Genomic DNA, 18,610 nt, shown 5'->3' with positions numbered 1-18,610 from the left:
GGATAAGCCATCATGCAGTTCGAAGTACGCGCGCTTTCCACGGACCAGGCCGTCGCTACCTTGCAGACGTGCGTGATCGACGGCCGCGACGAAGCCGACGCGCGCCGCCAGGCCGAGGCACGGGGCCTGTTTGTCAGCGCCATCCGCCCCGTGCGGGCCACGCCGTTCAGCGCGGCCGGGCGCCAGCGGGCGCGGGCCTTGCCCCTGCTGCTGTTCAGCCAGGAATTGCTGGCGCTGCTGCAAGCGGGCCTGGGCATCGTCGAAGCGCTGGAAGCCTTGCTGGAAAAGGAAGCATCGCCGGCCACGCGCAGCGTGCTCACGCGCCTGCTGGAAGGCTTGCGTGAAGGCAAGCGCTTTTCCGCCGTGCTGGCAGAGCAGGCGGAACTGTTTCCCCCCCTGTATATCGGCATCGTCAAGGCGGCCGAAGGCACGAGCGACTTGCCGCGCGCGCTGTCGCGCTACATCGACTACCAGCAGCGCATCGATACGGTGCGCGGCAAGATCGTCAGCGCCGCCATCTATCCCGCCATCCTGCTGGCCGTGGGCGGCGGCGTCAGCGCCTTCCTGATCAGCTATGTGGTGCCCCGTTTCGCCGAGGTCTACCAGGGCGCCGGGCGCAACCTGCCGTGGATGTCGCAAGTCATGCTCAGCTGGGGCCAGTTCGTCACCGAACACGGCGTGCTGCTGTTGCTGGGGCTGGCGCTCGCCGGCAGCGCGGTGTTCATGGCCGTGCGGCGCGTGCTGCGCCATGGCGGCGTGGCGCGCTTGCTGGCGAAACTGCCCGGCATCGGCGAGCGCGTGCGCATCTATGAACTGTCGCGCCTGTACCTGACCCTGGGCATGCTGGCCGAAGGCGGCATCACCATCGTGCAAGCCATTACGACCGTGCAGGCGATGGTGTCGCCGGGCATGCAAGCGTCCTTGCAGCAGGCGCGCGGCGCCATCGAGGCGGGCCAGCCCCTGTCGTCCGCCTTCGAGCAGCATCAATTGACGACGCCGATTTCCCTGCGCATGCTGCGCGTGGGCGAGCGCACGGGCGACATGGGGCCCATGCTGACGCAGTCGGCCGCCTTTTATGACGGTGAAATCAGCCGCTGGATCGATCGTTTTACGCGCACTTTCGAACCCTTGCTGATGGCCGCCATCGGCCTGGTCGTGGGCGCCATCGTGATCCTGCTGTACATGCCCATCTTTGACCTTGCCGGCGATCTTTCATGATGCAGACCGTTGCCGAATCCACCGTGCCCACCGTGGCCATCGACGCTGCGCTGCTGCAGCGCGCGCGCATCCTGAGCCGGCAATCGAAGCGCAGCCTGGTCGAGGAATTGCAGCAGCTGAGCGGCATCGAGGCGCGCGCCGTGGTGCGCGCACTGGCGCGCCCGTTCGGCCTGGAGGTGCTGGAAACGGCCGACATGCTGGCGTTGTCTCCCGCCTTCGATGTACTGCCGCTGTCGCAGGCGCTGGCGCGCCACAGCGTGCTGCTGCGCGCCGCCGACGGCCAGCTGGTGGGCGTGATTGCAGACCCGTTCGATCTCGACCTGCAAACCTGGCTGAGCGCGCGCGCGGGGCAGGGCGCCTTGAACGTGCGCCTGGCGCTGCAGGCCGACATCGGCGCCTACCTGTCGAAGCAGGAAGAATCGGCGCGCGCCGTCGACAGCCTGCTGCCCGGCGCCGCCACCGACGCGCGGCGCGACGGCAAGACGGCCGCCGTGCTGTCGTTCGCCAGCGTATCGGAAGCGGCCAGCCCCGCCGTCAAGCTGGTCAACTCGACCTTGTATGACGCGCTGAAGGCCGGTGCTTCCGACATCCACCTGGAAAGCACGGCCGGCGGCCTGGCCGTCAAGTACCGCGTCGACGGCGTGCTCGATCACGCCACGGCCGTCAACGGCATCGAAGTGGCCGAACACATCATCTCGCGCCTGAAAGTGCTGGCCGAACTCGATATTGCCGAGCGCCGCGTGCCGCAGGACGGCAGCTTCCGCGTCGAATCGGGCGGACGCGAAATCGATTTGCGCGTCTCCATCATGCCCAGCATCCATGGCGAGGATGCCGTCATCCGCATCCTCGACAAGCGCGCGATGATCGAGGCGTACGGCGCCCTGACGCTCGAAGCGCTGGGCTTTGACGCGCCATCGCTGCAAGCCTTGCGCGCGCTGGCGCAGGAAGCCTACGGTATGCTGCTCGTCACCGGCCCCACGGGTTCGGGCAAGACGACGACCCTGTATGCGGCGCTGACGGAAATCCACAACGGGCGCGAAAAGATCATCACCATCGAAGACCCGGTCGAATACCAGCTGCCCGGCATTCTGCAAATCCCCGTGAATGAAAAGAAGGGGCTGACCTTCGCCAAGGGCTTGCGCTCGATCCTGCGCCACGACCCCGACAAGATCATGGTGGGCGAGATCCGCGACCGCGAGACGGCGGAAATCGCCGTGCAGTCGGCGCTCACGGGCCACCTGGTGCTCACCACCGTGCACGCGAATAATGTCTTCGACGTCTTCGGCCGTTTTACCCACATGGGCATCGATCCGTATGCCTTCGTCTCGGCCCTGAACGGCATCTGGGCGCAACGGCTGATCCGCACCAATTGCCCCCATTGCGCCACCGACTACACGCCCGACGATGGTGAACTGGCCAGCGTGGGGCTGGTGCGTGCCGACGTGGCGCAATATCAATTCAAGCAGGGCAAGGGTTGCGGCGACTGCCGCGGCACGGGCTACAAGGGGCGCCGCTCGATCGCCGAGATTCTTGTGCTGACCGATGAAATCCGCGAACTGATCGTCGACAAGAAACCGATCCGCCAGATCAAGGCGGCAGCGTATGCGAACGGCACGCGCAGCCTGCGCCTGGCGGCGCTGGAACTGGTCAAGCGGGGCGCCACCACCATCACGGAAATCAAGAGGGTCACCCTGCATGCGTAGAGGTTTTGGACAAGGATTGCGCCTGGGCGTGGCGGCGGGCAAGGTGAGCCTGTGGTGCAGCAGTCGCTGGCGCGCGCCCGCCTGGGCGCCGCTGGGCGAAGCCGCGTATGCGCCGGACGACACGCCGCATGGCGACTTTGCCGCCCTGGGACAGGCATTGGAACAGCTGCTGCCGGTGGATGAATACGCGGGCTGGCCCCTGTCCGTGGTGCTTGACGATGCCCTGGCGCGCCTGTGGCAGGTGGACCTGCCGCAAGGCGCCGCGCGCCTGGCCGACATCGAGGCGGCCGCCGCGCTGCGCTTCCAGTCGCTGTATGGCGATACGCCGGGCCTGTGGCACAGCAGCAGCGCCTGGGATGCGCGCGCGCCGTTTTTCTGCGCCGTGCCCCGCGCGCTGCTGGCGCAGCTGACGCGCGTGGCCGCCGCACGCAAGCTGGCCCTGATTTTCATTACGCCGCAGTTTGCGCGCCACTGGAACCGCTGGCACGGCGCGTTAAAGCCGGGCGCCTGGTTTGGCCAGCTGCAGGAGAATACCTTGACCCTGGGCGTGCGGCACGATGGTCATTTGCGCGCCGTGCGCGCGCTGCCCGTGCCGCCGGGCGCAGGCCTGGATTGGCTGCTGCAGACGCTGGCGCGCGAGGCGCTGCTGCAAGGCGTGTCTGCGCCAGCGCTGTTGCAGCTGTGCGGCGCGCCGCCAGCGCTCTGGCTGGCGCCGGCGGCAGCGTTTCACTGCCAGATTTTTTCCGCGCCGGACGGGGACGGCGCCTTGTCTGCGGCCGCCTGGCTGGCCCGCAGCGGAGGCGTGGCATGACGCGCCTCGATATCGATTTCGCGCCGCCAAACTGGCGCCGCAGCCTGCACCGCGTGCCTGCGTGGGCGTGGTGCATCGGCGCGCTGGGCGTGGCGCTGACCGTCACGGCGGCGTACAGCGGTAGCGCCGCGCTGCAGCGACAGCAGGCAAGCGAGGCACGCTGGCATCTGGCGCAGCAGCGCGTGATGGCGGCCATGCAGGGACCGGCGACTGTACCGCAGGCGCCCATCGCACCCGCGCAGGCGGCGGACGTGAATGCGGCCATCCTGCAATTGAACCTGCCGTGGCGCGACCTGCAGGATGCGCTGGCCAGCGCCACGCCGCCCGCCATCGCGCTGCTGGCGCTGGAACCGGATGCGCGCAAGCGCGTGCTGAAGATCACGGCCGAGACCACCGGCAGCGATGCCATGGTCGCCTACATCGCGCAATTGAAGCAGCAGGAGCTGTTCGGCACCCGCGTGCAGCTGCTGCGTCATGAAATCAACGCGCTCGATCCGAACAAACCCTTGCGCTTTCAGCTCGAAGCGCGCTGGGGCGCGCCATGATGGCCATTGACCTCGCCATCGTGCGCCTGCGCGCGCAACTGCTGTTGCGCCGCTTGGGCGCACCCGCCTGCCTGGCCGTGGTCTTGCTCTTGCTGGGCGCGGCCGCCTGGGTCTGGGCCTGGCAGCAGCGGGCCGCAGCGGCGCAGCTGGAAGCGCGGCCCTTGCCGCAGCCATCGCTGGCCGTCGCCATCGCGGCGCCGCCGGCGACAGCCAGCGAGAACCTGGCGCGCTTTTATGCCGTCCTGGGACAGCAGCGCCACGCGGAGCAGCAAGTCAAGCAGCTGTTCGACCTGGCCGCGAAAAATGGTTTGCTGCTGGCGCAGGGCGAATACAAGAGCGGCTACGACAAGGCCAGCAGGGTCGCCACCTGGCAGGTGACCTTGCCGCTGAAGGGCAGTTATGCGGCCGTGTGGCAGTTCGCGCTGCAAGCGCTGCGCGCAGTCCCCTTCGCCTCGCTCGACGAACTGAGTTTTCGCCGCGAGCAGATCGCCGATACGCAACTCGAAGCGCGCTTGCGCCTGACGTTCTATCTGACCGATACGCCTGGCGATGCGGGAGAGGCACCATGACGCCGCGTCACTATCTGCTGCTGGCCGGCGTGCTGGGCGCGGGTGCCTTGCTGCTGTTCGGCGAGCGCCAGCCCGTGGCCGACGTGGCCGAAGCGGTCGAGCGGGCCGTCGCGCCCGCGCGCCATGCCACCGCCAAGGCGCCGGCCGCGCAGCCGGCCATCCTTGCCCTGCTGCCGCGCAGCGAAGTGGCGGGCGAGGAGGGCGAGACCTTTGGCGGTGCCGATGGCGTCTTCCAGAGCCAGAACTGGAACCCGCCGCCGCCGAAAATGGCGGTGACGGCCGCGCCCCCGCCGCCCCCGCCGATGGCGCCGCCGCTGCCCTTCGTCTACCTGGGCAAGGCGGCCGCCGACGGCGCGTGGGAAGTGTTTTTGTCGCGCGCCGACAAGACGTATATCGTGCGCGCCAATACCGTCATCGATGGCGCCTACAAGGTCGTGACGATCGCGCCGCCCGTCATGACGCTCACTTATCTGCCGTTGAACCAGGTTCAGCAGCTCAACATTGGAGTTTCCGAGTGATGTCTCGTTCCTTTTCATCGGCGCTGCTGCTCTTGCTGCTGACCGGCTGCGCAGGGCAGCAGGCCTACCGCGACGGGCGCGAGCTGATTGCGCAAGACCAGGTGCCTGCCGGCCTGCAAAAACTGCAGGAAGCGCTGCAGCAAGACCCCGGCAATGCGCAATACCGCAGCGCCTATCTGCAGGCGCGCGAACGGGCCACCAGCAGCCGCTTGCAGCAGGCCGAGCGCCAGGCGCAGGCGGGGCAGGGCGACCTGGCGCGCGCGGGCTTTCTGAGCGTGCTGGAAATCGATGCGCAGAACGAACGGGCCAACAGCGGCTTGCGGGCGCTCGAGCGCGAGCAGCGCCAGGGCAAGCTGCTGGCCGAAGCGCAGAAAGATATCGAGGCCAAGCGCTACGACCCGGCGCGCCAGCGCTTGAACGCCATCCTCACGGAGCAGCCGAATCACACCGGCGCGCGCGCGCTGCTGCGCGAGGTCGATGAGAAAACGGCGCCGCCCGTGGTCGAGTCGGGTCTGGCCAGGTCGTACAAGCAGCCGATCACGATCGAGTTTCGCGACGCGCCATTAAAACAGGTGTTCGAGCTGATCGCGCGCCGTTCCGGCCTCAATTTCGTCTTCGACAAGGACGTCAAGGCGGACGCGAAAACGTCGATCTTCCTGAAAAACAGCACGGTGGAATCGGCCGTGTATTTCCTGCTGGTGACGAACCAGCTGGAGCAGCAGGTGATGGATGCGAACACGATTTTGATCTACCCGAACGTGGCGGCGAAATTGAAGGAATATCAGGAAGTGCTGGTAAAAACCTTCTTCCTGGCGAACGCGGACGCCAAGCAGGTGGCCAACACGCTCAAGACCATCTTGAAGACGCGCGACGTGGTGGCCGATGAAAAACTCAACCTCGTCATCGTGCGCGACACGCCCGAGGCGATCCGCCTGGCCGAGCGCCTGATCGCGCTGCAGGACGTGCCGGAGGCGGAGGTGGTGCTGGAACTGGAAATCCTCGAAGTCAAGCGCAGCCGTCTGATGGAACTGGGCGTGGTCTGGCCATCGAGCCTGACCCTGACGCCGCTTTCCACCTCGGGCGGCGCGGGGCTGACCATCAGTGACCTGAATAACCTGAACCAGCGCACCATCGGCGTGAGCGACCTGTCCGTGACGGCGAACGCCAAGAAGACAGACGGCGATGCGAACATTCTGGCCAACCCGCGCATCCGCGTGCGCAACCGGGAAAAGGCGAAGTTCGTCATCGGCGACAGGGTGCCCGTGGTGACCACCACCATTTCGCCGGGCACGGGCGGCTTCGCTTCCGAGTCCATCAGCTACCTGGACGTGGGCTTGACGGTGAATGCCGAACCGACCATCTATTTGAACAATGAGGTGGGCATCCGCATCTCGCTCGAAGTGAGCAACCTGGGCGCGGCCACCACCACCCGCAGCGGCTCGACCCTGTACCAGATCGGCACGCGCCAGGCGTCGACCATGCTGCAACTGAAGGATGGTGAAAACCAGGTGCTGGCTGGCCTGATCAACAATGAGGAGCGCAGCTCGGGCAACAAGGTGCCGGGCCTGGGCGACATTCCCGTGCTGGGACGCCTGTTCGGCAGCAGCAAGGACGACAGCCAGAAGACGGAAATCGTGTTGTCGATCACGCCGCACCTGGTGCGCACGGTGCAGCGTCCGGAAGCGAAGGACTCGGAATTCTCGGCCGGCACCGAGGGTAGCTTCCGCCGCCGTCCCGACATGGCGGCCAAGGCGCCCACGCAGATGCCGGGCACGCTGATCGTGCGTTCCGGCCCGTCGGCCGTCGGCATGCAGCCGGCGCCGGCGCAGCCGATGATGACGCCGCCCCAGGTGCCACCGGCCTTGCCGCAAAGCGTGCCCGCGCCGGCAGTGGCGCCGTCGCCAGAGCCGGCCGCGTCGCCGTTGCCGATATCGGCGGGCCAGCCCGTGCCGCTGCAGGCGGCGCCCTTGCCGCTGTCGTCGAGCCAGCCGGTGCCGGTGGCGCCGCCGCCGCCCGTCAAATGAGACTGGCGCACGCGCAGGGTGGGCGGGGCGGCTTCACCCTGATCGAGCTGCTGGTGACCCTGGCCATCCTGGGCGTGCTGGCCACCCTGGTGATCCCGGTCACGCAGGTGACGGTGCAGCGGCGCCAGGAGCAGGAATTGCGGCGCGCGCTGCGCGAGATCCGACAGGGGCTCGACGCCTATAAACGGGCCGGCGACGAGGGCCGCATTGTGCGCGCGCCGGACGCCAGCGGTTATCCGAAAAGCCTGGAACTGCTGGTCGAGGGCGTGCCGGACCAGCGCAACCCGAAGCGCAGCAAGCTGTTTTTCCTGCGCCGCGTGCCGCGCGACCCGTTCAACGCGGACGCTGGCCTGAGCGATGCGCAAACCTGGGGCAAGCGCAGCTATGCCAGCGAAGCGGCCGAGCCGCGCGAGGGCGACGATGTCTATGATGTGTATTGCACGTCCGGCAAGACGGGCTTGAACAACGTGCCTTACCGTCTATGGTGACCCATGACCGCTGAAAACGCTCCATGCCGCGCGCGCGGCTTTACCCTGATCGAGTTGCTGGTGGTGCTCGGCATCGTGGCGCTGCTGCTGACCCTGGCCGTGCCCCGCTATTTTCCCAGCCTCGACAAGGCGAAGGAAACCGTGCTGGCGGATAACCTGCGCAACCTGCGCACGACCATCGACCAGTTCCACGGCGATACGGGACGCTATCCCGACTCTCTGGAGCAACTGGTGGAAAAGAAATACCTGCGCGCCATGCCCATTGACCCCATCACGGAAAGCGACAGCAGCTGGCTCATCGTGCCGCCGCCCGACGACACGCCGGGCCAGGTGTATGACGTGAAAAGCGGCGCGCCCGGCAAGGACCGCAGCGGCACGCCATTCGCTGACTGGTAGCGGCGATGCACCGTCCTGCGCGCCGCCAGCGCGGTTTTACCTATCTGGGCCTGATCATCCTGGTGGCCATCCTGGGCCTGGTGGGGGCGGCCGGGCTGAAGATGGGCTCCCTGCTGCAGCGCCAGGCGGCCGAGCAGGAATTGCTCGACATCGGCGCGCAATTTTCCGACGCCTTGTACAGCTATGCGGCCGCCACGCCGCCCGGCCAGCCGCAACAGCCGCCGACCCTGGCCGCCCTGCTGCGCGACCCCCGTTTTCCGCAAGTGCGCCGCCATTTGCGCAAGCTGTATGTGGACCCCATCACGGGACGCGCCGAGTGGGGTTTGCTGTACCAGCCGGGCAGCCAGGGCATCATCGGCGTGCACAGCCTGTCGCAGGCGGCGCCATTAAAAGTTGGCAATTTCGAGGCCCGGTTTGCCGGCTTCGAAGGCAAGGCGCATTTCTCGGAATGGCGTTTCATGGTCGATGCACGGGTGTCACCCGTGCCGTCTGCGGGACCGGCAACCGTGCCGGCGATTGATGAGGCCGGCATCATGCCCGCCTTGCCGGCGCCACCGTTGTTTTCCCGCCCTGTTGCTCCATCGCAAGAACAGGCGCCACCAGAGCCAATTGAACAGCCTGAACCGCAAAGTCCCGGTGAAAACACTGCCGAATAGGCGTTTTCACCGTTAAACATGGGAAAAATAGATGTATGCGCCGGTAACTATTTTTCTGCAGAAATTCATAGATAGTGGCAAATAGTTCATTTTGAAAATAGTTATCTTAGATGAAACTTCAATAAAATATTTATAAGTAATTCAATGCAATTATGCTACTATCCTGCTTAGTACTTTCGGTACTGAAACTATTGGTGGCCTGCGCATTGCAGCCATAAATTACTTTTTAAGGGATAAACTATGAAATTGAAATTTATCGCTGCAGGCATTCTGGCAGCAGCATCGTTCAGCGCGTCGGCAGCAACGTACGACCTGGGTATCCTGGACCCGACCGGTTCCGATACCCTGTCGGCCATCACCACCAAGTTTGCCGCGAACAGCGCGGTCGATGATTTCTGGACCTTCAAGCTGGTCACGCCATCGTCGACGTCGTTTGGCGCACTGCAAACGTTCTCCGTGGTCGAAGGCGCGATCAAGGATTTCTCGGCCACGCTGCTGGGTTACGGCAACCTGACCAACACCAGCGCCGCTGGTATCCAGAGCCTGAGCTGGGATGGCCAGCTGGCCGCCGGTTCGTACACGGTGCATGTGACGGGCCTGACGGGTCTGAAAAACGCCGCCTACCTGGGTTCCGTGTCGGCCCTGCCAGTACCAGAACCAGAAACCTATGGCATGCTGCTGGGTGGCCTGGCGCTGGTCGGTTTCGCCGCACGTCGTCGCGCCCAAAAAGCTGCCTAAGCTTTCGCCGCAACGAAAAAAAACCCGCTGCGGCGGGTTTTTTTTCGTCTGGGTCATCTGCGCAAGGCGCCACGCAGGCAACCACGTCCGGCACAATATGGACAAGCTGCGCAGGACTAGGCGCCAAGTCGAAGACAGTACGCCAGCCAGTACGGCGAGACGCAGGCAACAACGTCCTGCACAGCTTGTCAAGCGTGGCGCTTGAAATCGCGGAAGCGGAAGCCAACTAAGAAGAGGGTGGCAAAGTACGCCACGCCGCACAGGGCCACCACCAGGGCCAGCGCGCCGGCCCGCAACAGCGGGTGGGCTTGCATGGCGATCCAGTCGATGCGCATGGCGCCAACATACGCTACGCCGCCCATCACGATGAGTGCCGGCAGCAGGCGCAGGAAGAACTTGGCCCAGCCCGGTTTCGGCTGGTAGATGCCGCGCTTGCGCAAGCCCCAGTACAGGAAGCTGGCGTTCAGGCAGGCGCCCAGGCCGATCGACAGGGCCAGACCGGCCACGGCGATGTAGGGCACGAACAGCAAATTCATCAGCTGTGTGGCGATCAGCACGCCGATGGCGATTTTCACGGGCGTGCGGATATCCTGGCGCGCATAGAAGGCGGGCGCCAGGGTTTTCACGAGGATGATGCCGATCAGGCCCAGGCTGTAGGCCACCAGCGGCTGCGTCGACATGGTCACGGATTCTGCCGTGAACTTGCCGTAATGGAATAGCGTGGCGATCAGCGGCGTGGCCAGGGTTGCCATGCCGACGGCGGCGGGCAGGGCCAGCAGGAAGGTCAAACGCAAGCCCCAGTCCAGCAAGGCCGAGTATTCCGTCTTGTCGCCATCCACGTTCGCCTTCGACAGGCTGGGCAGCAAGATGGTGCCCAGGGCCACGCCCAGCATGGCGGTGGGGAACTCCATCAGGCGGTCCGCGTACGACAGCCAGGAAATGCTGCCCTCGGCCAGGCGCGAGGCGATGCTGGTGTTGATCATCAGGCTGATCTGCGCTGCCGAGACGGCGAACACGGCCGGCCCCATCTTTTTCAGCACGCGGCGCACGCCGCCGTCGGACAGGCCGATGGCGGGATTGAGCGACAGGCGCGGCAGCATGCCGATCTTGATCAGCGCGGGAACCTGGATCGCCACCTGCAGCAAGCCGCCGGCGAACACGGCAATGGCCATGGCGTAGATCGGCTGTTCCAGATGGGGCGCGAGGAACAGCGAGGCGGCGATGAACGACAGGTTCAGCAGCACTGGCGTGAACGCGGGAATCTTGAATTCGCGCCAGGTGTTCAAGATGCCGCCCGCCAGGGCCACGAAGGACATGCAGGTAATATAAGGGAACATCAAGCGCGTCATCCACACGGCCGCGTCAAAAGCGCCCGGATCCTTGGACAGGCCCGTGGCGATCACATACACGAACCAGGGTGCGCCGACGATGCCGATGGCGGACACGAGCAAGGTGGCCCAGACGAGGGTGGTGGCCACGTGGTCGGCCAGTTGCTTGCTCGCTTCCTGGCCATGCTGGTTCTTGTATTCAGACAAGATCGGCACGAAGGCTTGCGAGAACGCGCCTTCGGCAAACAGGCGGCGCAACAGATTGGGGATGCGGAAGGCAACAATGAAGGCGTCCGTGTAGGCGCCGGCGCCAAAGGCGCGCGCGAACAGGCTTTCGCGCAATAATCCGGTTACACGGGACAGCATGGTCATGCTGGAAATGGCGGCGAGGGTTTTAAGCAAGTTCATGGGGCCAGATTATAGCCGGGTGCGGTACCGTTAAACGCTTAAAATATGGTAACAAGTGGGTAACAAGCGCGGCCGATTCGCCCTTGCCAGCCCCATTTTCAGGTGTTTTTGACGTGATACACGGTTTTTTGATTTGCCCCCGCTTGAAAATATCGCTATAATCGAAGGCTGTACAGAATTCTGTTACGCAGACACTAATGTTTGACAGGCACTGGTTTGGCACACATGGTTCGGCAGACGCACAGAACGCACCGGTTGGCAAACACTAATGTTTGCAAACGCACTTTGACCCTGTTTTAGGAAATTCCATGGCAAATACCGCACAAGCGCGCAAACGCGCTCGTCAAGCAGTTAAGCAAAACGCACACAATTCGTCCCAACGTTCGACCTTGCGCACGGCTATCAAAGCTGCTCGCAAAGCGATCCAGGGCGGCGACAAGGCAGCTGCTGCTGCAATCTTCCAAGCATCCGTGTCGACCATCGACCGTATCGCTGACAAGAAGATCATCCACAAAAACAAGGCAGCTCGCCATAAGAGCCGTCTGGCAGCCGCTTTGAAAGCACTGTCCGCTTAATATTCGCCAGCAGGCAAGCCACCACGGTGGTCTTGTCTGTGCCGGTACGCTGGCACTGGTTGAAAAGCAAAAACCCGCAGATTCGTTCTGGCGGGTTTTTTCGCGTTTTTTTCACCTTTTTTGTGCGGTTTTTGCGGCCTCGGCCGCTAGCGGCCAGCCGCAATTGCCTAGCGCGCCGCCGGCAAGTTGCCGATGTTCATGCCCGGCTTGATATTCCTTTGCTTGAACCAGCCCAGGTGCATTTCCAGCGCATAGCGCACGGGCACGCTCTTCGTGGAGCAATGGCTGTCGAGCGTGTGCGGCTGCATGTCTGCGATGTTGACGATCTTGCCGCCGGCATCGATAAAGGCCACCGACAGGGGCAGCGGCGTGTCCTTCATCCACATGCATTGCGTGGACGGATGGCCAAAGACGAACAGCATGCCCGCATTGGCCGGCATCTTTTCACGGTACATCAAACCCTGTTCGCGCTGCGCTTCCGTGGCGGCCACTTCCGCCTGGATCAAATGCATGCCGGCCGACAGTTGCACGCTCTTTGTTTGCGCTTGGGCAATGCTGGCGTACGCCAGCAGGGCGATCGACAGGCTGAGACGGCGTAGGGAGTTTTTCATGGGGCGGGACGGTGGCTGCGAAGCGGCGATTAAGCCATGCTGGCGGCCGCCTGGTCAAGCGTGCTGCCTGGCCGCACCGAAAGCGTGGGGTTACAGCAACATGCTGCCATAACCCCGGGAACTGCGTTTATTTCACGGGCTTGCCTTCAGCGGCCGGTTGCTTGGTCTTGCGCGCCTGGGGAATCAGGCGCGGCGCATCCGTTGCGGCCGAGGCCTTGGTGGATGCACCGGAACGCGCCGCGTCCGTCGCGGCCGACGCGTTGACGGTGGCCGACGCCGGCGGCACCGGCTTGACGGCGTCGGTGGCGGCCGAGGCATGGCTGGCAGCCGATGCGGGCGGGGGCTTGACGGCATCGGTAGCGGCGGAAGCGTGCACCTGGGCGCCCGATTGCGCCAGTGCGGCGCCAGCAAGCAGGGAAGCGGCCAGGGCCAGTATTACTTTTGTCATCATCTTTCCTTTTCAGTCATGTGAAGGTCAGATGATTTTAATGCATTATCTAAAAATAAATAGTGCTTATTGGCAAAATTCGGCGCCGAGAGTGCTTTTTCTTGTCCAGTTCACGTTTTTCCAATGTTCCCGGCCGGCACTTCGCACCATTCGCCGGGCAGCAAGGGATGGCTGGCCAGCGAGAACGGGCCGATGGCGCTGCGTACCAGGCGCAAGGTGGGCAGGCCGACGGCGGCTGTCATGCGCCGCACTTGCCGGTTTTTTCCTTCTTTCAAAGTGATCGCCAGCCATGCGGTCGGTTTGTCGGCGCGCGCACGGATGGGCGGATTGCGCGGCCATAGCCATTCCGGCTCGGCGATGCGCACGGCCTTGCATGGCTTGGTGATGAAGTCGCCCAGGTCCAGCGGCGCCTGCAGGCGCGCCAGGCTGGCCGCGTCGGGCACGCCGTCGACCTGCACCAGATAGGTTTTCGCTTCCTTGCGGTCCGGGTGGCTGATCTCGTGCTGCAGGCGGCCGTCGTCGGTCAGCAGCAGCAAGCCTTCGCTGTCGGCGTCGAGCCGGCCGGCCGGATAGATGCCGGGAATGGTCAAATGGTCGGCCAGGGTGGCGCGGCCTTCCTGCGGTGAAAATTGGCACAGGACCTGGAATGGTTTATTGAAGAGGATGAGTGGCATGCTGGTAGAGGAATTGATGGAAGCGATGGTGGCTGCTGGTCGGCGCCGCAAAAGCGTGGCGCCCTGTAAGATAGTGGTGCATAATGTGGGTATAAGTCTTATGTCTTATAGAAGACGTAGACGATATGGCAACGAGGTTCTTTGGTACTGCGGATGGCCCGGAGTTTCTTTCCCTGCTAAAGTGCGTTGTTGCCGCCATGTTCGGACTTGTTTTTGTAAACTCTGCAACCGCAGAGCGCGTCGCCGGCCTGTGTTGCCCGCCAGCGGTGTGTCCCACTTCGGAGATCACGATGTATCAACATATCACTGTACCTGCTGACGGCCAAAAAATCACCGTCAACGCCGATTTTTCGCTGAATGTACCAGATAATCCCATCGTTCCCTTCATTGAAGGCGATGGCACGGGCATCGATATCAGCCCGGTCATGATCAAGGTGATCGACGCGGCCGTGGCCAAGGCCTACGGCGGCGCGCGCAAGATCAGCTGGATGGAAATCTATGCGGGCGAAAAATCGACGAATGTGTATGGCCCCGACGTGTGGCTGCCGGAAGAAACTCTGGAAGTACTGAAAGATTACGTGGTCTCCATCAAGGGCCCGCTGACCACGCCCGTCGGCGGCGGCATCCGCTCGCTGAACGTGGCCCTGCGCCAGCAGCTCGATCTGTACGTTTGCCTGCGCCCCGTGCGCTACTTTACGGGCGTGCCGTCGCCCGTGAAAGAGCCGGAAAAGACCGACATGGTGATTTTCCGCGAAAACTCGGAAGATATCTACGCCGGCATCGAATACCAGCAAGGTTCGCCCGAGGCCAAGAAACTGATGGATTTCCTCATCAATGAAATGGGCGTGACGAAAATCCGCTTCCCGGCCACGTCCGGCCTGGGCATCAAGCCCGTCTCCATCGAAGGCACCGAGCGCCTGGTGCGCAAGGCTATCCAGTACGCGATCGACAATGACAAGCCATCCGTGACGATTGTGCACAAAGGCAACATCATGAAGTACACGGAAGGCGGCTTCCGCGACTGGGCGTATGCGCTGGCGCAAAAGGAATTCGGTGCCGAGTTGATCGATGGCGGCCCCTGGTGCAAGTTCAAGAATCCGAAGACGGGCCGCGACATCATCGTCAAGGATTCCATCGCTGACGCGTTCCTGCAACAGATTTTGCTGCGGCCGGCCGAATACAGCGTCATCGCTACCCTGAATTTGAATGGCGACTATATTTCCGACGCGCTGGCGGCGCAAGTGGGCGGCATCGGCATCGCGCCGGGCGCCAACCTGTCCGATTCCGTCGCCATGTTCGAAGCGACGCACGGCACGGCGCCGAAGTACGCGGGCAAGGATTACGTGAACCCCGGTTCGCTGATCCTGTCGGCGGAAATGATGCTGCGCCACATGGGCTGGCTGGAAGCGGCCGACCTGATTATTTCATCGATGCAAAAATCGATCGCCTCGAAGCGCGTCACCTATGACTTCGCCCGCCTGATGGAAGGCGCCACGCAAGTGTCGTGCTCGGGTTTCGGCGACGTGATGATCGAGCACATGTAACTGAAGGGGCAGGGCGCCGCGCGCCCTGCGGACGAAAAAAAACCCCGTTTGACAACGGGGTTTTTCACATCTGAGGGCCGGCGATGCTTAGGCTGCTTGGATGTTGGAAGCTTGCTTGCCTTTAGGGCCTTGCGTGACTTCGAATTGAACTTTTTGACCTTCTTTGAGGGTCTTGAAACCGTTCATGTTGATTGCGGAGAAATGAGCAAACAAATCTTCGCCGCCATCATCTGGAGTGATGAAGCCAAAACCTTTGGAATCATTGAACCACTTAACTGTACCTGTTGCCATAAAAAGAACTTTCAAAATTAAAACAAATCACACGAGCCATAAAAGCAAGAAGCTTCTTGCCCCCTCCTCGACGTCTCACTTCTTATCAAGCTGTACATTACTGCAACAGTCGATACAGCATTGTTGGCGGAATAAATAATGAAGTCAAGCGCTTTTCCATCGATATTGCCAAATTCTTCACGACAACCAAAAAAGCAACTCTTGATTTTGACAGCAAGAGCGCCATCTGCGCACTATTAAGAAAACGCGTAAGATTGAAAACAATTGGAAAGGCGTAGATATTGCGCATGACAACCACTGTGAAAGCATTAGAATAAGCGTATGGCAACCAAGCACGACACAGAAACCCTGCTGGAGCGGCAAGTGCTGAAGCCGCCACCGCTCTACCAGGTAGCCTTGCTCAATGACGACTACACCCCGATGGAATTTGTGGTGGCCATCATTCAGGAGTATTTCAACAAGGACCGTGAAACGGCGACGCAAATCATGCTCAGTGTTCATCGCTACGGCAAAGGAGTGTGCGGCGTGTTCTCTAAAGATATAGCGTGTACCAAAGTGGAGTTCGTTTTAACGCATGCGCGCAAGGCGGGGCACCCCCTGCAGTGCGTGATGGAGGAAGTATGATTGCGCAGGAATTAGAAGTAAGTTTGCACATGGCGTTTGTCGAAGCTCGGCAGGCACGGCACGAATTCATCACGGTTGAGCATTTACTGCTGGCACTGCTGGACAACCCCTCCGCTGCCGAGGTGTTGCGTGCCTGCGCGGTCAATATTGAAGACCTGCGCAAGACCCTCACCAATTTCATCGGCGATAACACGCCGACCGTGCCTGGCACGGGCGAAGTCGACACCCAGCCGACGCTTGGTTTCCAGCGCGTGATCCAGCGCGCCATCATGCACGTCCAGTCCGCCTCGAATGGCAAGAAGGAAGTCACCGGCGCCAATGTGCTGGTGGCCATCTTCGGCGAAAAGGATTCGCATGCTGTTTACTACCTGCACCAGCAGGGCGTGACGCGCCTGGACGTGGTCAATTTCATCTCGCACGGCGTGCGCAAGGACCAGTCGACGGAAAGCGCGAAAGCCTCCGAAGGCGTGGAAGAAGCGCCCGTCGATGGCCAGCCGAAGGAAAGCCCGCTCGACCAGTTCACGCAAAACCTGAACAAGGCCGCTGCCGAAGGCAAGATCGACCCGCTGATCGGCCGCGAGGAAGAAGTCGACCGCGTGATCCAGATCCTGTGCCGCCGCCGCAAGAACAATCCGCTGCTGGTCGGCGAAGCGGGCGTGGGCAAGACGGCCATCGCCGAAGGCCTCGCTTACCGCATCACGCAAAGCGACGTGCCGGAAATCCTGCAGAATGCCGTCGTGTATTCGCTGGACATGGGCGCCTTGCTGGCCGGTACCAAATACCGCGGCGACTTCGAACAGCGCCTGAAAGCCGTGCTCAAGCAATTGAAGGACAATCCGAACGGCATCCTGTTCATCGACGAGATCCACACCATCATCGGTGCCGGCTCGGCGTCGGGCGGCACGCTGGACGCGTCGAACCTGCTGAAACCGGCACTGGCCAACGGTCAATTGAAGTGCATCGGCGCGACCACGTACACGGAATTCCGCGGCGTGTTCGAGAAAGACCATGCGCTGTCCCGCCGCTTCCAGAAAGTGGACGTCAACGAGCCGACCGTCGAGCAAACCGTGCAGATCCTGCGCGGCCTCAAATCGCGTTTCGAAGAGCACCATGGCGTGAAATATTCGGCGTCGGCCCTGTCGACGGCGGCCGAACTGGCGGCGCGCTTCATCAACGACCGCCATTTGCCCGACAAGGCGATCGACGTCATCGATGAAGCGGGCGCGGCGCAGCGCATCTTGCCGAAGTCGAAGCAAAAGAAAACCATCGGCAAGGCCGAGATCGAGGACATCATTGCCAAGATCGCGCGCATCCCGCCGCAAACGGTCAACCAGGACGACCGCAGCAAGCTGCAGACGATCGACCGCGACTTGCGCAATGTCGTGTTCGGGCAAGATCCCGCCATCGATGCGCTGGCTTCGGCCATCAAGATGGCGCGTGCCGGCCTGGGCAAGACGGACAAGCCGATCGGCTCCTTCCTGTTCTCCGGTCCCACCGGCGTCGGCAAGACCGAGGTGGCCAAGCAACTTGCCTTTATCCTCGGTATCGAGCTGATCCGTTTCGACATGTCGGAATACATGGAACGCCACGCCGTCAGCCGCCTGATCGGCGCGCCGCCGGGCTACGTCGGTTTCGACCAGGGCGGCTTGCTGACGGAAGCGATCACCAAGAAGCCGCATGCGGTCTTGCTGCTCGATGAAATTGAAAAAGCCCATCCGGACATTTTCAATATCCTGCTGCAAGTGATGGACCACGGTACCTTGACGGACAACAATGGCCGCAAAGCCGATTTCCGCAACGTGATCATCATCATGACGACCAATGCGGGCGCGGAAAGCTTGCAGAAAGCTTCGATCGGTTTTACCAATTCCAAGCAGGCAGGCGACGAGATGGCCGACATCAAGCGCATGTTCACGCCGGAATTCCGCAACCGTATCGACGCGACCATCAGCTTCCGCGCGCTGGACCAGGAAATCATCCTGCGCGTGGTCGACAAGTTCCTGATGCAGCTGGAAGAGCAGTTGCACGAGAAAAAGGTCGAAGCCGTATTTACCGAGAAGCTGCGCGCTTTCCTTGGCAAGAAGGGTTTCGATCCACTGATGGGCGCGCGGCCGATGGCACGCCTGATCCAGGATCTGATCCGCAAGGCCCTGGCCGACGAGCTGTTGTTCGGCCGCCTGGTGACGGGCGGACGCGTTACTGTCGACCTCGACGACAAGGACCAGGTCTTGCTGGAATTCCCGGAACCGCCAGACGCGGCGCCGACGGCTGCGCCGGAAACGGTGGAAGTCGAATAAGCTTCCTGGCGTCAACGAAAAACCCGCCCCACGCAAGTGGTGCGGGTTTTTTTACGTTTTTGTGAGCGATAAAGAAGGTTTTCTTTGGTCGTAGTTATGCCAGAATTGCTGTCCGGTATCGACATGATGTCCATGCCGTCCTAT

At 62.6% G+C, this 18,610-nt stretch carries 20 protein-coding genes; 15 read left to right on the top strand and 5 right to left on the bottom strand.

Annotation, left to right across the window (positions count from 1 at the left end; all coding sequences use genetic code 11):
• The first annotated feature begins 12 nt into the window (after window positions 1–12).
• The 11 genes from AC54AF_RS08230 (at window position 13) to AC54AF_RS08180 (ending at window position 9,666) form a co-directional block, all read left to right on the top strand.
• A complete protein-coding gene (locus AC54AF_RS08230; RefSeq protein ID WP_496636156.1) occupies window positions 13–1,218 on the top strand; it encodes a type II secretion system F family protein in 1,206 nt (401 codons plus the stop codon).
• Window positions 1,215–2,921 (top strand): GspE/PulE family protein, encoded by a 1,707-nt coding sequence (locus AC54AF_RS08225; RefSeq protein WP_496636155.1) that lies wholly within the window; start codon window positions 1,215–1,217, stop codon window positions 2,919–2,921. Before AC54AF_RS08230 ends, AC54AF_RS08225 begins: the two co-directional genes overlap by 4 nt.
• Window positions 2,914–3,732, top strand: a complete 819-nt coding sequence (locus tag AC54AF_RS08220) for a hypothetical protein (RefSeq protein ID WP_496636154.1) — start codon at window positions 2,914–2,916, stop codon at window positions 3,730–3,732. Before AC54AF_RS08225 ends, AC54AF_RS08220 begins: the two co-directional genes overlap by 8 nt.
• Window positions 3,729–4,277, top strand: a complete 549-nt coding sequence (locus AC54AF_RS08215) for a ubiquitin family protein (RefSeq protein ID WP_496636153.1) — start codon at window positions 3,729–3,731, stop codon at window positions 4,275–4,277. The genes AC54AF_RS08220 and AC54AF_RS08215 overlap by 4 nt, the downstream gene beginning before the upstream one ends.
• Complete coding sequence (locus AC54AF_RS08210; protein WP_496636152.1) at window positions 4,274–4,846, top strand: hypothetical protein; 573 nt, start codon at window positions 4,274–4,276, stop codon at window positions 4,844–4,846. Before AC54AF_RS08215 ends, AC54AF_RS08210 begins: the two co-directional genes overlap by 4 nt.
• A complete protein-coding gene (locus AC54AF_RS08205; protein WP_496636151.1) occupies window positions 4,843–5,364 on the top strand; it encodes a hypothetical protein in 522 nt (173 codons plus the stop codon). The genes AC54AF_RS08210 and AC54AF_RS08205 overlap by 4 nt, the downstream gene beginning before the upstream one ends.
• On the top strand, window positions 5,364–7,388 hold the full coding sequence (locus AC54AF_RS08200) for a secretin GspD/PilQ domain-containing protein (protein WP_496636256.1): 2,025 nt from the start codon (window positions 5,364–5,366) through the stop codon (window positions 7,386–7,388). Before AC54AF_RS08205 ends, AC54AF_RS08200 begins: the two co-directional genes overlap by 1 nt.
• A complete protein-coding gene (locus tag AC54AF_RS08195) occupies window positions 7,385–7,876 on the top strand; it encodes a type II secretion system protein (protein WP_496636150.1) in 492 nt (163 codons plus the stop codon). Before AC54AF_RS08200 ends, AC54AF_RS08195 begins: the two co-directional genes overlap by 4 nt.
• A 3-nt stretch (window positions 7,877–7,879) precedes the next feature.
• Complete coding sequence (locus tag AC54AF_RS08190) at window positions 7,880–8,272, top strand: type II secretion system protein (protein WP_496636149.1); 393 nt, start codon at window positions 7,880–7,882, stop codon at window positions 8,270–8,272.
• Window positions 8,273–8,277: 5 nt separating this feature from the next.
• Window positions 8,278–8,928, top strand: a complete 651-nt coding sequence (locus AC54AF_RS08185) for a type II secretion system protein (protein ID WP_496636148.1) — start codon at window positions 8,278–8,280, stop codon at window positions 8,926–8,928.
• Between the two features lie 240 nt (window positions 8,929–9,168).
• Window positions 9,169–9,666 (top strand): FxDxF family PEP-CTERM protein, encoded by a 498-nt coding sequence (locus AC54AF_RS08180; protein ID WP_496636147.1) that lies wholly within the window; start codon window positions 9,169–9,171, stop codon window positions 9,664–9,666.
• Window positions 9,667–9,854: 188 nt separating this feature from the next.
• On the opposite strand, the gene murJ is transcribed toward AC54AF_RS08180, so the two are convergent.
• Window positions 9,855–11,402 (bottom strand): murein biosynthesis integral membrane protein MurJ, encoded by a 1,548-nt coding sequence (gene murJ / locus AC54AF_RS08175; protein ID WP_496636146.1) that lies wholly within the window; start codon window positions 11,400–11,402, stop codon window positions 9,855–9,857.
• A 308-nt stretch (window positions 11,403–11,710) separates the two neighbouring features.
• Between murJ and rpsT the strand changes: the two genes are divergently transcribed.
• A complete protein-coding gene (gene rpsT, locus AC54AF_RS08170) occupies window positions 11,711–11,977 on the top strand; it encodes a 30S ribosomal protein S20 (RefSeq protein ID WP_010395935.1) in 267 nt (88 codons plus the stop codon).
• Window positions 11,978–12,144: 167 nt separating this feature from the next.
• On the opposite strand, the gene AC54AF_RS08165 is transcribed toward rpsT, so the two are convergent.
• From AC54AF_RS08165 to AC54AF_RS08155, 3 genes are all read right to left on the bottom strand, one after another.
• Window positions 12,145–12,588 carry a DUF192 domain-containing protein gene (locus tag AC54AF_RS08165; protein ID WP_496636145.1) on the bottom strand — a complete coding sequence of 148 codons (444 nt, stop codon included), beginning with the start codon at window positions 12,586–12,588 and terminating at the stop codon, window positions 12,145–12,147.
• A gap of 127 nt (window positions 12,589–12,715) precedes the next feature.
• Window positions 12,716–13,036 (bottom strand): hypothetical protein, encoded by a 321-nt coding sequence (locus AC54AF_RS08160; protein ID WP_496636144.1) that lies wholly within the window; start codon window positions 13,034–13,036, stop codon window positions 12,716–12,718.
• A 110-nt stretch (window positions 13,037–13,146) separates the two neighbouring features.
• A complete protein-coding gene (locus tag AC54AF_RS08155; protein ID WP_131687004.1) occupies window positions 13,147–13,710 on the bottom strand; it encodes a pseudouridine synthase in 564 nt (187 codons plus the stop codon).
• Window positions 13,711–14,000: 290 nt separating this feature from the next.
• On the opposite strand from AC54AF_RS08155, the gene icd reads away from it, so the two are divergent.
• Window positions 14,001–15,254 (top strand): NADP-dependent isocitrate dehydrogenase, encoded by a 1,254-nt coding sequence (gene icd / locus AC54AF_RS08150; RefSeq protein WP_496636143.1) that lies wholly within the window; start codon window positions 14,001–14,003, stop codon window positions 15,252–15,254.
• An 87-nt stretch (window positions 15,255–15,341) separates the two neighbouring features.
• On the opposite strand, the gene cspE is transcribed toward icd, so the two are convergent.
• Window positions 15,342–15,545 (bottom strand): transcription antiterminator/RNA stability regulator CspE, encoded by a 204-nt coding sequence (gene cspE / locus AC54AF_RS08145; protein ID WP_010395943.1) that lies wholly within the window; start codon window positions 15,543–15,545, stop codon window positions 15,342–15,344.
• 321 nt (window positions 15,546–15,866) lie between these two features.
• On the opposite strand from cspE, the gene clpS reads away from it, so the two are divergent.
• Both clpS and clpA read left to right on the top strand, forming a co-directional pair.
• Complete coding sequence (gene clpS, locus AC54AF_RS08140) at window positions 15,867–16,169, top strand: ATP-dependent Clp protease adapter ClpS (RefSeq protein ID WP_034751577.1); 303 nt, start codon at window positions 15,867–15,869, stop codon at window positions 16,167–16,169.
• Window positions 16,166–18,466, top strand: coding sequence for an ATP-dependent Clp protease ATP-binding subunit ClpA (gene clpA, locus AC54AF_RS08135; protein WP_101484376.1), 2,301 nt, complete (start codon window positions 16,166–16,168; stop codon window positions 18,464–18,466). Before clpS ends, clpA begins: the two co-directional genes overlap by 4 nt.
• Window positions 18,467–18,610: the final 144 nt, after the last annotated feature.

The organism is Janthinobacterium sp. JF4, assembly GCF_059617925.1.
The sequence above is the reverse complement of the archived record's forward strand: the minus strand, read 5'-3'. Positions and strand labels throughout refer to the sequence as shown.